Below are 13,925 nucleotides of genomic sequence, written 5' to 3'. Positions count from 1 at the left end.
CGTCGTGGCAGTCAATGTCGATGTCGACGCCCCGGGGCTGTCATCGACATGTCGCATCGGCAGAGGTCGATAAAAAAACATAGTTAAATCAATTAAATAAAACCTGGCATGAAAAATGCTTAGAGGGTGCATCTCATGCTACGGAGAAACCGATATGACTATTTGGGAAATAAGTGAAAAGGCGGATTACATCGCCGACCGTCACCGGCAGCAGCAGGAGCAGTGGCACATCTACTGTAACTCGCTGGTTCAGGGGATCACCTTGTCGAAGGCCCGCCTGCATCACGCGATGAGCTGCGCGCCGGACAAAGAGCTGTGCTTCGTGCTGTTCGGCCATTTTCAGGTGTTCGTCGCCCTCGCGGAAGGCTTCAACAGCCACACCATCGAGTACTACGTCGAAAACAAAAACGGCGGTGATAAGTATCTGATTGCTCAGGCCACCCTCGCAATGGATGGCACGGTGGACGGCCGCATCAGCAACCGCTCCCGCGACCAGGTGCTGGAGCACTATCTGGCGATTATCGCCACCGTCTATGACCGTCTGTATGACGCCATGGAACAAGACCAACCGGTGGATTTAAGCCATCTGGCGCTGACCCACTGATCGTAAGGTGTCGACACGTGTCGAAAATGACACCTGCGCAACCTGATTTCGTCAAAAATGACTTTCACCCGAGGATGACCCGGTGAACCGTTTTGTAATTGCTGACTCCACTGTCTGTATCGGCTGCCGCACCTGCGAAGCCGCCTGCTCTGAGACGCATCGCCAGCACGGCCTGCAGGCTATGCCGCGGCTGCAGGTGATGCGTAATGAAAAAGAATCGGCACCGCAGATGTGCCACCACTGTGAAGATGCTCCCTGCGCCACCGTCTGCCCGGTTAACGCCATCCAGCGCGTCGATGGCGCGGTCCAGCTCAACGAGAGCCTGTGCGTAAGCTGTAAACTGTGCGGCATTGCCTGCCCGTTCGGCGCCATTGAATTTTCCGGCAGCCGCCCGCTGGATATCCCGGCGAATGCCAATACCCGGCTGGCGCCCCCCGCGCCGCCGGCGCCGGCGCGCGTCAGCTCGCTGCTCGACTGGGTACCGGGCGTGCGCGCTATTGCCGTGAAATGCGACCTCTGCCACTTCGATGACCAGGGCCCGGCCTGCGTGCGGACCTGTCCGACCAACGCGCTGATGCTGGTGGATAGCCGTGATATCGCCCAGGCCAGCAAGCGTAAACGCCAGCTGACCTTTAATACCGACCTTGGCGACTTGTCGCTGTTCCAGGCGCAACAGGGGGAGAGGGAATGAGTGTAATTGGATTAGTGAATCAGGCGGTGGCGTGGTATGCCGCCAGCGCCGTACTGGCCTTTCTGTTTGCCATGCGCAAACCGCTCAGCGGCGCCATTGCCGGGATCGGCGGCGCGGTGGCCAGCGCCATGCTGGTGGTCGCCGGCGGCGCCGCGCTGCTGATGCCGGAGCGGATCCACGGCGGCATGCTGCAGTTTCTCCACCTGACGATACGGGTGGGGGGCGTCAACGCGCTGTGGCTGCTGGCCATCGGCCTGTCGGCGCTGCCGGTGTCATTGTTCAATATTAGCTGGCATCGCCACCCGCAGGTGAAGGCCAACGGCCCGCTGGTCAACCTGCTGCTGGCCGCCGCGACCTGCGCGGTGGTGGTGACCAATATCGGTTCACTGGTGGTGATGGCGGAGATCATGGCGCTCTGCGCGGCGTTTCTCACCGGCTGCGCCGCCTCCGGTAAGCTGTGGTTTGCGCTGGGGCGTCTCGGTACTTTGCTGATGGCCTGGACCTGCTGGCTGGTGTGGTCAACCTACGGCACCCTCGAGCTGGCGCAGATCAACCTTCAGGCGGTGGATATGATGCAGAACCCGCTGCTCTGGCTGCCGGGTCTGGTGGGGTTCGCCCTGCTGGCCGGGGCGATCCCGCTGCACGGCTGGGCGCCGCAGGCCCACGCCGGGGCCAGCGCGCCGGCCGCCGCGCTGTTTTCCACGGTAGTGATGAAAGTCGGTCTGTACGGCATGCTGACCGTTTCGCTGGCCGGCGGCGTGCCGCCGCTGTGGTGGGGCGTGATGCTGCTGGCGCTGGGGATGATCACCGCCTTTATCGGCGGACTGTATGCGCTGATGGAGCATAACATTCAGCGCCTGCTGGCCTATCACACCCTGGAGAATATCGGCATTATCCTGCTGGGGCTGGGCGCCTTCGTCACCGGCGTGGCGACCCGCAACAGCACGCTGATGGTGCTGGGCTTTATCGGCGGCATGTATCACCTGATTAACCACAGCCTGTTCAAAACCACGCTGTTCCTCGGTGCCGGAGCGGTGTGGTTCCGCACCGGCCATCGCGATATCGAGAAGCTGGGCGGCATCGGTAAAAAAATGCCGCTGATCTCCCTCGCCATGCTGGTGGGGCTGATGGCAATGGCGGCCCTGCCGCCGCTGAACGGCTTCGCCGGCGAATGGGTTATCTATCAATCCTTCTTCAAAATGAGCACTGGCGACCTGTTTATTGGCCGTCTGCTGGGGCCGCTACTGGCCGTTGGCCTGGCGATCACTGGCGCACTGGCGGTGATGTGTATGGCGAAAGTCTATGGCGTGACCTTCCTCGGCGCGCCGCGGACGAAAGAGGCGGAAAACGCCACCTGCGCCCCCTGGCTGATGACCCTGAGCGTGGTGCTGGCGGCGGTTTTCTGCCTCGTTGGCGGCATCGCCGCGCCGTGGCTGCTGCCGCTGGTGAGCGGCGCCTTCCCGGTGCAGGCTCAGGTATCGAGCGTGGTGTCGCAGCCGATGATCGCGCTGCTGCTTATCGCCTGCCCGCTGCTGCCGTTCCTGCTGATGATCTTCTTTAAAGGCGATCGCCTGGCGGCGCGCTCGCGCGGCGCGGCGTGGGTCTGCGGTTACGACCACGAGCAGTCGATGGTGGTAACGGCCCACGGCTTTGCCATGCCGGTGAAAGAGGCCTTTGCGCCGTTGCTGAAGCTGCGTCACTGGCTGAACCCGGTGCGTCTGGTGCCGGGCTGGCAATCGGCCTCGGCGCCGGCGCTGCTGCGCGGGATCGCGCTGGTTGAGCTGGCGGTGCTGGTGGTGATTGTCATTTCGCGAGGAGCCTGAGAATGAGTCTGTTAATTGCATTGCTACAGGCGCTGGTGCTGTTTGCCGTCGCGCCGCTGTTGTCCGGGATCGTTCGCGTCGCCCGCGCGCGGCTGCATAACCGCCGTGGACCGGGGGTACTGCAGGAGTATCGCGATATCCTGAAACTGCTGGGCCGCCAGAGCGTCGGTCCTGACGCCTCGGGCTGGGTGTTTCGCCTGACGCCGTACGTCATGGTGGGCGTGATGCTGACCATCGCCACCGCGCTGCCGGTGGTGACGGTAGACTCCCCGCTGCCGGTGCTGGGGGATCTCATCACCCTGATCTACCTGTTCGCCATCGCCCGTTTCTTCTTTGCCATTTCCGGTCTGGACACCGGCAGCCCGTTTACCGCGCTGGGCAGCAGTCGCGAAGCGATGCTCGGCGTGCTGGTGGAGCCGATCCTGCTGTTGGGCCTGTGGGTGGCGGCGCAGGTCGCCGGCTCGACCCATATCAGCGCCATCACCGATACCCTTTACCACTGGCCGGCGGCGCGCAGCATTCCACTGATTCTGGCGTTATGCGCCTGCGCCTTCGCCACCTTTATCGAGATGGGCAAACTGCCGTTCGATCTGGCGGAAGCGGAGCAGGAGCTGCAGGAAGGGCCGCTGTCGGAATACAGCGGCAGCGGCTTTGGCATCCTGAAGTGGGGCATCAGCCTCAAACAGCTGGTGGTGCTGCAGATGTTTGTCGGGGTCTTCTTTCCGTGGGGCCAGATGACCAGCTTCAGCGTCGGCGGCCTGCTGCTGGCGCTGGTGGTCGCCATCGTTAAGCTGGTGGTTGGGGTGCTAATTATCGCGCTGTTTGAAAACAGCATGGCGCGTCTGCGTTTTTGTGCCACCTCCCGCGTCACCTGGGCCGGGTTTGGTTTCGCCTTTTTAGCTTTCGTCTCCTTGCTGGTGGCGTGATTAAGAGAGTTTGAGCATGTCTGAAGAAAAAATCGGTCAACACTACCTTGCGGCGCTGCACCAGGCCTTTCCCGGCGTGGTGCTGGACGAAGCCTGGCAGACTAAAGACCAGTTAACCATCACCGTGAAGGTCAACTACCTGCCGGAAGTGGTGGAGTTTCTCTACTACCAGCAGGGCGGCTGGCTGTCGGTGCTGTTCGGCAACGATGAACGTAAGCTCAACGGCCACTACGCGGTCTATTACGTGCTGTCGATGGAGCAGGGCACCAAATGCTGGATCACCGTGCGCGTGGAAGTGGACGCCAACAAACCGGAATACCCGTCGGTGACGCCGCGCGTCCCGGCGGCGGTATGGGGCGAGCGCGAAGTGCGTGATATGTACGGCCTGGTGCCGGTCGGCCTGCCGGACGAACGCCGGCTGGTGCTGCCGGACGACTGGCCGGACGAACTCTATCCGCTGCGCAAAGACAGCATGGATTATCGCCAGCGTCCGGCGCCGACCACCGACGCCGAAACCTACGAGTTTATTAACGAGCTCGGCAGCAAGAAAAACAACGTGGTGCCGATTGGCCCGCTGCACGTCACCTCTGATGAACCTGGCCACTTCCGCCTGTTCGTTGACGGCGAGAACATTATCGACGCCGACTACCGCCTGTTCTACGTCCATCGCGGGATGGAAAAGCTGGCGGAAACCCGCATGGGTTATAACGAAGTGACCTTCCTGTCGGACCGGGTGTGCGGCATCTGCGGCTTCGCCCACAGCACCGCTTACACCACCTCGGTGGAGAATGCGATGGGCATTGTGGTGCCGGAGCGGGCGCAGATGATCCGCGCCATTCTGCTGGAGGTGGAACGCCTGCACTCGCACCTGCTGAACCTCGGTCTGGCCTGCCACTTTACCGGCTTTGACTCCGGCTTTATGCAGTTCTTCCGCGTGCGCGAAACCTCGATGAAGATGGCAGAGATCCTTACCGGCGCGCGTAAAACCTACGGCCTGAACCTGATCGGCGGGATCCGCCGCGACCTGCTGAAAGAGGACATGATCCAGACCCGTCAGCTGGCGCAGCAGATGCGTCGCGACGTGCAGGAGCTGGTGGATATGCTGCTCAGCACGCCGAATATGGAACAGCGTACCGTCGGTATTGGCCGTCTCGACCCGGAAATCGCCCGCGACTTCAGCAACGTCGGCCCGATGGTGCGCGCCAGCGGCCACGCCCGCGACACCCGCGCCGACCACCCGTTTGTCGGTTACGGCCTGCTGCCGATGGAAGTTCACAGCGAACAGGGCTGCGACGTGATATCTCGCCTCAAGGTGCGGATCAACGAGGTTTACACCGCGCTGAATATGATTGATTTCGGTCTCGATAACCTGCCGGGCGGCCCGCTGATGGTGGAGGGGTTCACCTATATTCCGCACCGCTTCGCGCTGGGCTTCTCCGAGGCGCCGCGCGGCGACGATATCCACTGGAGCATGACCGGCGACAACCAGAAACTGTACCGCTGGCGCTGCCGGGCGGCGACTTACGCCAACTGGCCGACCCTGCGCTATATGCTGCGCGGCAACACCGTTTCCGATGCGCCGCTGATCATCGGCAGCCTCGACCCGTGCTACTCCTGTACTGACCGCATGACCGTGGTCGATGTACGCAAGAAGAAGAGCAAAGTGGTGCCATACAAAGAGCTGGAGCGCTACAGCATCGAGCGTAAAAACTCGCCGCTGAAATAAGGAATCGCCATGTTTACCTTTATTAAAAAAGTTATTAAGACCGGCACCGCGACGCACGCCTACCCGCTGGAGCCGATGCCGGTAGACAAAAACTTTCGCGGCAAGCCGGAGCATACGCCACAGCAGTGTATCGGCTGCGCGGCCTGCGTGAACGCCTGCCCGTCGAACGCCCTGACGGTCGAGATCGATCTGGCCACTAACCAGCTGGCGTGGCAGTTTAACCTCGGGCGCTGCATCTTCTGCGGTCGCTGTGAAGAGGTGTGCCCGACGGCGGCGATTAAGCTGTCGCCGGAGTATGAGCTGGCGGTGTGGAAGAAAGAGGATTTCCTCCAGCAGTCGCGCTTCGCTATCTGCCACTGCCGGGAGTGCCAGCGTCCGTTCGCGGTGCAGAAGGAGATCGACTACGCCATCGCGCTGCTCAAGCATAACGGCGATACCCGCGCCGAGCTGCACCGCGAAAGCTTCGAAACCTGCCCGGAATGCAAGCGCCAGAAATGCCTGGTGCCGTCCGATCGTATTGAACTGACCCGCCATATGAGGGAGGCCAGCTGATGAGTACTTTACTTGGCCCGCGCGATGAAAACGGCATTCCCGTGCCGATGACGGTGGATGAATCCATCGCCAGCATGAAGGCCTCGCTACTGAAGAAGATTAAACGTTCGGCCTACGTCTACCGCGTCGACTGTGGCGGCTGCAACGGCTGCGAAATCGAAATTTTCGCCACCCTTTCGCCGCTGTTCGACGCTGAACGCTTCGGGATTAAGGTGGTGCCTTCGCCGCGCCATGCCGATATTCTGTTGTTTACCGGGGCAGTGACTCGCGCGATGCGCTCCCCGGCGCTGCGCGCCTGGCAGTCGGCGCCGGATCCGAAGATCTGTATCTCCTACGGCGCCTGCGGCAACAGCGGCGGCATCTTCCACGACCTGTACTGCGTCTGGGGCGGTACCGATAAAATCGTACCGGTCGACGTCTATATTCCGGGCTGCCCGCCGACGCCAGCCGCCACGCTGTACGGCTTCGCCATGGCGCTTGGCCTGCTGGAGCAGAAAATTCATGCCCGTCTGCCGGGTGAGCTCGACGAACAGCCGACCGAGCTGCTGCATGCCGATATGGTGCAGCCTCTGCGGGTGCGCATCGATCGCGAAGCGCGGCGTCTGGCGGGCTATCGCTATGGACGGCAGATTGCCGATGACTATATGCGTCTGCTTGGCCAGGGCGACAGCCAGGTGCTGCGCTGGCTGGAGGCGGAGAAAGATCCGCGTCTGACCGAGATCGTCACCCATCTCAACCAGGTGGTCGAGGGGGCGCGTATCCGATGAGCGAGACGGTGGTGTTCAGTCAGCTGAGCCGTAAATTTATTGATGAGAACGACGCCACGCCGGATCAGGCGCAGCAGGTGGTCTATTACAGCCTGGCGATTGGCCACCACCTCGGCGTCATCGACTGTCTGGAGGCGGCGCTGAGCTGCCCGTGGGACGCGTATCTGGCATGGATCGCCACCCTTGAGGCCGGAAGCGCCGCGCGGCGCAAAATGGAGGGCGTGCCGAAGTATGGCGAAATCGTCATCGACAGCAGTCATGTGGCGATGCTGGCCAACGCCTTTGATAAAGCGCAGTCCGCGCAGACCCCGCAGCAGCAGGCGTGGAGCAAAACCCTGCTCAGCATGCTGCATGATATTCACCAGGAGAGCGCCATCTACCTGATGGTGAGGAGATTACGTGACTGACGTTTTACTCTGTGTCGGCAACAGCATGATGGGCGACGACGGCGCCGGCCCGCTGCTGGCGGAGATGTGCGCGGCGAACCCGGCCGGCCAGTGGGTGGTCATCGACGGCGGCAGCGCGCCGGAAAACGACATCGTGGCGATCCGCGAATTACGCCCCGAACGCCTGCTGATTGTCGATGCCACCGATATGGGCCTAAACCCCGGCGACATTCGCATCATCGATCCCGACGACATCGCCGAGATGTTTATGATGACCACCCATAACATGCCGCTCAACTATCTGGTCGATCAGCTGAAAGAAGACGTCGGCGAGGTGATTTTCCTCGGCATTCAGCCGGATATCGTCGGTTTTTATTATCCGATGACCCAGCCGGTGAAAGAGGCCGTTGCCCGGGTGTATCAGCAGCTGGCAGGCTGGCAGGGCAAGGGCGGCTTTACTCAGCTGGAGGCCGCGGACGACTAGCCCTGCGGCGAACCGGGCTCTCCGCCGGCGCACGACTGGCCGGAAGGGAGCCCCGTTCCCGGCGCTGCCAGCTCAAGATTCTCTATCACTAATTTACCGGGCGACACCGAGACTCTGACCTGCGTGCCGACCGGAAACCCCGCCTGCTCCAGCCAGTCGCCGTTTAAGCTTAATGCCGCGTGGCGGGTGTAGCGCCGCGTCTCCCGCGTTTTGCGGTCCTCATGGCGTTTTCTGACATATCCCACGGTTAACTGGCGAATGGCCCTGGCTATCCCTCTGGCTGCGGTAGGGTGCTGTGCGCTCATGATGTGCTCCTTGCTGAAGATACCCGGTAAAAGTACTGGATAAAATACCAGTTATTGTAAACAGGTGGCAAACCAGAAACTGGAATCAGACTCGAGAAAAAAGCATGTAATGGATGCAACAGATAGCCGACGTCCGTCCCCCGGTTATCGCGGGGAACGGGCGCGCGTGGGCGAGGGTGCTTAGTCGAGATCGGCGCCGTTACTGGCTATCACCTTCTGGTACCAGAAGAATGACTTTTTACGCTTACGCGCCAGGGTGCCGTTGCCGGCATCGTCGCGATCGACATAGACAAAGCCGTAGCGCTTGCTCATCTCGCCGGTGGACGCCGAGACCAGATCGATGCAGCCCCAGCTGGTGTAGCCCATTACCGGAATGCCGTCGCCGATAGCATCGCGCATCGCCCTGATGTGCTCGCGCAGGTAGCTGATGCGATAGTCGTCATTGATGTCCCCATTGGCATCGATCTCATCGCGGGCGCCAAGCCCGTTTTCCACCAGGAACAGCGGTTTCTGATAGCGGTCGTACATCATGTTCATGGTGATGCGCAGGCCCAGCGGGTCGATGCCCCAGCCCCATTCGCTGGCCGGAATGTGCGGGTTCTTCAGCGACTTGACGATGTTGGCGGCATTGGTGTTGCTGGCGTTCATCTCCGCCGAGGCGCAGCGCGACGCGTAGTAGCTAAAGGAGACGAAATCGACGGTGTTTTTTAGGATCTCGTCATCGCCCGGCTGTTTCGCAATCGTGACCCCTTTTTCCCGGAACACTCGCGCGGCCCACACCGGATAGGCGCCGCGGGCCTGGACATCGATAAAGAACAGGTTTTCGCGGTCCTTCTCCAGCGCCATCCATACATCTTCCGGCTTGCAGGAGTAAGGGTAGAAATTACCGCCGGCCAGCATACAGCCGACCTGATTTTGCGGGTTAATCTCATGGGCGATTTTCGTCGCCAGCGCGCTGGCCACCAGCTCGTGATGCGCGGCCTGATACTTCACCTGCTCCTGGTTTTCACCCTCTTCAAACACCAGCCCGGCGCCGGAGTAGGGGCTGTGCAGCATGATGTTGATTTCATTAAAGGTGAGCCAGTATTTCACCAGGCCGTCAAAAGCTTCAAAGCAGGTGCGGGCGTAGTGGCTGAAAAAATCCACCATTTTGCGGTTGCGCCAGGAGCCGTACTCCATCACCAGATGCATCGGCACGTCAAAATGGCACAGGGTGACCAGCGGCTCGATACCGTGCTTTTTGCACTCCTCGAACAGTGAGCGATAGAAGGCGATGCCCTGCGGATTCGGCTGCTGTTCGTCGCCGCGTGGGAACAGGCGGCTCCAGGCGATGGAGGTGCGAAAGACGCTGAACCCCATCTCGGCCATCAGGGCGATATCTTCTTTATAGCGATGGTAAAAATCGATCGCCTGGTGGCTGGGGTAAAATTCGTCTTCACGCAGCGTAAAGCGCTTCTCCAGGCCTAATTTTACCGGCAGGCGATGGGCGCCGTGGGGAAGGGTATCCACGGTGGTCAGCCCCTTACCGCCTTCAAGATAAGCGCCTTCAGACTGGTTGGCGGCCAGTGCGCCGCCCCATAAAAATCCCTGTGGGAAACTCGCCATGCATTACCTCATTATCAATAGTGTATTCAGGCGTGGGATGCCTGGGCCCGGGCCTGGCGCGCTCTGGCGTCGGCAGCGGCCTGCTCAACGGGAATGTCCTCAAAGCCAAGGATCAGCGTCAGGGCAAACGACAGCACCACCGACAGCGCCATCACGCCAAACACCCAGACGATGGTCATTGGATTGGCCGGATCGAAAAACTGCACGCTGGTAAACAGCCCCGGCGCCGCCATCGAATGGCTGGCCAGTCCGGCAATACCTGCCACCGCGCCGCAGATAAAGCCGCTGATTAAGCTGGCGATCAGCGGGCGCTTCAGGCGCACCGCCACGCCATACAGCGCCGGTTCGGAAATCCCGGCCAGAATCGCCGATGCCGCGGCGGCCAGCGCCGTCTGGCGCAGCTCCGGGTTTTTGGTTTTCCACGCTACCGCCAGCGAAGAGCCGCCGAGCGACAGGTTGGCGCCGATCTCCGATGGCATCACCATACCCTCTTTGCCGGTTTCGGCGATGGTCTGAATGATGGTCGGCGTAAAGACGCGGTGCATACCGGTCATCACCAACAGCGGCCACAGCCCGCCCATGATCGCCACCGACAGCCAGCCGAGATAGCTGTGGATCGTATACACCAGCGCGGAAATGGCGCTGCCGATCCAGATGCCCAGCGGGCCAATCAGCAGGATCGCCAGCGGGGCGGCGATCAGCACGATCAGCATCGGCTTCAGAAAGTTTTTCGTCACCGCCGGGGTAATGCGATCCACCCAGCGCTCGATATACGACAGGCACCAGGTCATCACCAGCGCCGGGATCACCGTATAGGTGTATTTCACCGCGGTAACCGGAATAAAGGCGAATTCAACGTGTTCTCCTTGGGCGGCTTTGGCCATCAATTCGATAAACCCAGGATGCACCAGCACCCCGGCGATGGCGATAGCCAGCGACATATTAGTTTTGAATTTCACCGCCGCGGAGGCGGCCACCATCAGCGGCAGGAAGAAAAATGCGCCGTCGCCGATAAGCGCCAGCAGGGTCAGCGTCGGCGAGCCTTTCGGCAACGCGCCGCTCATCTCGAGGATCATCGCCAGCAGCTTGACCATCGATCCGCCGATAATCGCCGGGATCAGCGGTGACATGGTGCCGATCAGCGCGTCGAGGATCCCGGCGCCGATGCGTTTCAGGGTCAGCGGCGCTTTGCCCTGCGGCTCAGCCGGGCGCAGGTCGCCAGGCAGCAGATTCACCACCTCGCGGTAGGCCTGGGAGACAGTGTTGCCGATGATCACCTGGCACTGGTTATCGCTGCGCACGACGCCGAGCACCCCGGCCAGGCCTTTCAGGGTAGAGCTATCGACCTGTTCGTCGTCTTTAACCACGAAGCGCAGACGGGTCATGCAGTGGGTAACGGCGGCGACGTTGTCGACCCCGCCGATTGCCGCGACTATCTGTTGCGCCAGGGCTGCATAATTTTTCGACATCGGATTTTATCCTGTTTATCAATAGGGTACTGATCTGCCACCGCCCCGCATCGCTGGGCGATACCATGTTTTTATAGGAAACCGGTTCCACAAAATCATGGTGAGTTTTATTTAATTGCACAAGAAATAAAAAAATATGATCTCAATTTTGTGATTTTGATCGCTAAGCGTCGCCGTGAGCAGGATCGCGGTGATGAACAGGGGGGTGCTGTAAAAGCGGGAAACGTGCAGTACACTGCCTGCAACTTTTGCAACAGGAAGAATCACATGGCAACGATGCTGGAGGTCGCAAAGCGCGCGGGGGTATCGAAGGCGACCGTTTCGCGGGTGCTGTCGGGCAACGGCTATGTCAGCCAGGAGACCAAAGACCGGGTGTTTAAGGCGGTGGCGGAGAGCGGCTACCGGCCTAATCTGCTGGCGCGCAACCTGGCGACCAAAACCACGCAAACCCTCGGCCTGGTGGTGACCAATACCCTGTACCACGGCGTCTATTTTAGCGAACTGCTGTATCACGTGGCGCGGATGACGGAGGATAAAGGGCGGCAGCTGATCCTGGCCGACGGCAAGCACAGCGCGCAAGAGGAGCGGGAGGCGATCCAGTACCTGCTGGATCTGCGCTGCGATGCGATCATCATCTACCCGCGCTTTCTCACCGTCGATGAGATGGACGAGATCGTTGAGAACCACTCGCAGCCGATCATGGTGCTTAATCGCCGCCTGCGCCGCCACGCCAGCCACTGCGTCTGGTCCGATCAAAAAGCCTCGGCGATGCGGGTAGTGGAGCGGCTGATTGCGCTTGGCCATCGCGATATCGCCTTTATTACCGGCTCCCTTGACTCTCCCACCGGCGTCGAACGCCTCGCCGGCTACAAAGACGCGCTGGCTGGCCACGGCATCGCCCTGAACGAGGCGCTTATCGCCGAAGGGCGCTGGACGCCGGAAACCGGGGCGGCGGGGGTGGAGAGCCTGCGTCAGCGCGGGGTTACCTACAGCGCGCTGGTGGCGAGCAATGACGATATGGCCATCGGGGCGATGAAGCAGCTTCACCAGCTGGGCGTTAAGGTGCCAGAACAGGTCTCGGTGGTGGGGTTTGACGATATTGCTCTTGCGCCGTATATGGTGCCGTCGCTCGCCAGCGTCCGGGTGCCGGTGACGGAGATGATTAAAGAGAGCATCAATCGGCTGATCTTTATGCTGGATGGCGGGGAATTCAACTTTCAGCAAAGCTTTCCCGGAGCGCTGATTGAACGCGAGTCGCTGGTGGCGGGCCCCTGTGCCTGACGTCGTCAGCTGTCATCGTCACTACTGACGATGACAGCAAAGCCCAGCTATAATAGTCTTTATAATCAATATATTAAAAACTTGGAACGTATTATGCATACTTCGGCGCGTAACCTTCTTACTGCTGGAGAAATGGATGAACCGTTTCATTATCGCCGATGCGAGCAAATGTATCGGCTGTCGCACTTGCGAAGTGGCCTGCGTGGTATCCCATCAGGAACATCAGGACTGCGCCTCCCTGACGCCTCACACCTTTCAGCCGCGTATTCACGTGATCAAAGGGGTCAATGTTTCCACGGCGACCGCCTGCCGTCAGTGTGAAGACGCCCCCTGCGCCAATGTCTGCCCGAACGGCGCCATCAGCCGCGATAAAGGCTTTGTCCATGTGATGCAGGAGCGTTGCATCGGCTGCAAAACCTGCGTCGTCGCCTGCCCGTACGGGGCGATGGAGGTGGTGGTGCGCCCGGTGATCCGCCATAGCGGCGCCGGACTGAACGTCGTGGCGGAAAAAGCCGAAGCCAACAAGTGCGATCTCTGCTTCCACCGCGAGAGCGGCCCGGCCTGCATGGAAGTCTGCCCGACGCATGCCCTCGTGTGCGTTGACCGCAACAAACTTGAGCAGATGAATATCGAGAAACGTCGCCGTACGGCGCTGGCCTGGTAAGTCAAGGCATGAACGGGGTGCAAATCCGCATTCGCGGTAAAGTGCAGGGGGTGGGGTTCCGCCCCTTTGTCTGGCAGCTGGCCCGGGCGCAGGCCCGCTGCGGCGATGTCTGTAACGACGGCGACGGCGTACTGGTGCGGCTGGTCGGGGGCGACGACGGTTTTACTGCCGCTCTGGCTGACCACTGCCCGCCGCTGGCGCGGATCGACAGTACCGCCTGCATTCCCTATCGCTGGGCGGCCACGCCGCAGGATTTCACCATCCGCGAGAGCGGGGCGGGACGGATGCGCACTCAGATTGTGCCCGATGCCGCGACCTGCCCGGCGTGCCTCGAGGAGATGAACGATCCCCGGGCACGCCGCTACCGCTACCCCTTTATCAACTGCACCCACTGCGGCCCGCGGTTGACCATTATTCGCGCCATGCCCTACGACCGGCCCTTCACCGCAATGGCGCCGTTCCCGCTCTGTTCCCCTTGTGAGGCGGAATTCCGCGATCCTGCCGATCGCCGTTTTCACGCCCAGCCGGTGGCCTGCCCCGACTGCGGGCCGCGACTGGAATGGCGGGCTGAGGGGGAAACGCTGGACGGCGAGGCGGCGCTGCAGGCGGCTATCGCCCGGCTGGCGGCGGGCGACATCGTGG

At 61.1% G+C, this 13,925-nt stretch carries 15 protein-coding genes; 12 read left to right on the top strand and 3 right to left on the bottom strand.

Annotation, left to right across the window (positions count from 1 at the left end):
* Positions 1–154: 154 nt before the first annotated feature.
* From hycA to hycI, 9 genes are all read left to right on the top strand, one after another.
* Complete coding sequence (hycA, locus tag BHE81_RS13540) at positions 155–604, top strand: formate hydrogenlyase regulator HycA (protein ID WP_002914925.1); 450 nt, start codon at positions 155–157, stop codon at positions 602–604.
* Between the two features lie 82 nt (positions 605–686).
* Positions 687–1,295: a 4Fe-4S dicluster domain-containing protein gene (locus BHE81_RS13530; RefSeq protein ID WP_004151047.1), complete on the top strand. Its 609-nt coding sequence runs from the start codon at positions 687–689 to the stop codon at positions 1,293–1,295.
* Complete coding sequence (gene hycC / locus BHE81_RS13525; RefSeq protein WP_004890213.1) at positions 1,292–3,118, top strand: formate hydrogenlyase subunit 3; 1,827 nt, start codon at positions 1,292–1,294, stop codon at positions 3,116–3,118. The genes BHE81_RS13530 and hycC overlap by 4 nt, the downstream gene beginning before the upstream one ends.
* Positions 3,119–3,120: 2 nt before the next feature.
* The gene (locus BHE81_RS13520; protein ID WP_004149485.1) at positions 3,121–4,044 is read left to right on the top strand and encodes a respiratory chain complex I subunit 1 family protein; all 924 of its coding nucleotides are present in this window, start codon (positions 3,121–3,123) and stop codon (positions 4,042–4,044) included.
* A 16-nt stretch (positions 4,045–4,060) separates the two neighbouring features.
* Positions 4,061–5,770: a formate hydrogenlyase subunit HycE gene (gene hycE / locus BHE81_RS13515; protein WP_004151044.1), complete on the top strand. Its 1,710-nt coding sequence runs from the start codon at positions 4,061–4,063 to the stop codon at positions 5,768–5,770.
* Between the two features lie 9 nt (positions 5,771–5,779).
* Positions 5,780–6,322: a formate hydrogenlyase complex iron-sulfur subunit gene (locus BHE81_RS13510; protein WP_002914893.1), complete on the top strand. Its 543-nt coding sequence runs from the start codon at positions 5,780–5,782 to the stop codon at positions 6,320–6,322.
* Positions 6,322–7,089 carry an NADH-quinone oxidoreductase subunit B family protein gene (locus BHE81_RS13505; protein WP_002914891.1) on the top strand — a complete coding sequence of 256 codons (768 nt, stop codon included), beginning with the start codon at positions 6,322–6,324 and terminating at the stop codon, positions 7,087–7,089. The genes BHE81_RS13510 and BHE81_RS13505 overlap by 1 nt, the downstream gene beginning before the upstream one ends.
* Positions 7,086–7,496 carry a formate hydrogenlyase maturation HycH family protein gene (locus BHE81_RS13500; RefSeq protein ID WP_002914887.1) on the top strand — a complete coding sequence of 137 codons (411 nt, stop codon included), beginning with the start codon at positions 7,086–7,088 and terminating at the stop codon, positions 7,494–7,496. Before BHE81_RS13505 ends, BHE81_RS13500 begins: the two co-directional genes overlap by 4 nt.
* Positions 7,489–7,959, top strand: a complete 471-nt coding sequence (hycI, locus tag BHE81_RS13495; RefSeq protein WP_004174683.1) for a hydrogenase maturation peptidase HycI — start codon at positions 7,489–7,491, stop codon at positions 7,957–7,959. The genes BHE81_RS13500 and hycI overlap by 8 nt, the downstream gene beginning before the upstream one ends.
* On the opposite strand, the gene BHE81_RS13490 is transcribed toward hycI, so the two are convergent.
* From BHE81_RS13490 to ascF, 3 genes are all read right to left on the bottom strand, one after another.
* Positions 7,956–8,264, bottom strand: coding sequence for a SymE family type I addiction module toxin (locus tag BHE81_RS13490; RefSeq protein ID WP_002914883.1), 309 nt, complete (start codon positions 8,262–8,264; stop codon positions 7,956–7,958). The genes hycI and BHE81_RS13490 overlap by 4 nt on opposite strands.
* A 180-nt stretch (positions 8,265–8,444) precedes the next feature.
* Positions 8,445–9,869 (bottom strand): 6-phospho-beta-glucosidase, encoded by a 1,425-nt coding sequence (locus BHE81_RS13485; RefSeq protein ID WP_004181034.1) that lies wholly within the window; start codon positions 9,867–9,869, stop codon positions 8,445–8,447.
* 26 nt (positions 9,870–9,895) lie between these two features.
* Positions 9,896–11,338 carry a PTS cellobiose/arbutin/salicin transporter subunit IIBC gene (gene ascF, locus BHE81_RS13480; RefSeq protein WP_002914879.1) on the bottom strand — a complete coding sequence of 481 codons (1,443 nt, stop codon included), beginning with the start codon at positions 11,336–11,338 and terminating at the stop codon, positions 9,896–9,898.
* Between the two features lie 267 nt (positions 11,339–11,605).
* On the opposite strand from ascF, the gene BHE81_RS13475 reads away from it, so the two are divergent.
* From BHE81_RS13475 to BHE81_RS28755, 3 genes are all read left to right on the top strand, one after another.
* On the top strand, positions 11,606–12,619 hold the full coding sequence (locus tag BHE81_RS13475; RefSeq protein WP_004174685.1) for a LacI family DNA-binding transcriptional regulator: 1,014 nt from the start codon (positions 11,606–11,608) through the stop codon (positions 12,617–12,619).
* A gap of 136 nt (positions 12,620–12,755) precedes the next feature.
* On the top strand, positions 12,756–13,283 hold the full coding sequence (gene hydN, locus BHE81_RS13470) for an electron transport protein HydN (RefSeq protein WP_002914875.1): 528 nt from the start codon (positions 12,756–12,758) through the stop codon (positions 13,281–13,283).
* Between the two features lie 8 nt (positions 13,284–13,291).
* Positions 13,292–13,925: acylphosphatase (locus BHE81_RS28755; protein WP_228268716.1), on the top strand; the 634-nt coding region annotated here is incomplete at its 3' end.

The sequence above is a fragment of the Klebsiella sp. AqSCr genome (assembly GCF_008452795.1).
Lineage (GTDB): Bacteria > Pseudomonadota > Gammaproteobacteria > Enterobacterales > Enterobacteriaceae > Klebsiella > Klebsiella pneumoniae.
This window is presented reverse-complemented; position numbering and strand designations above follow the sequence as displayed.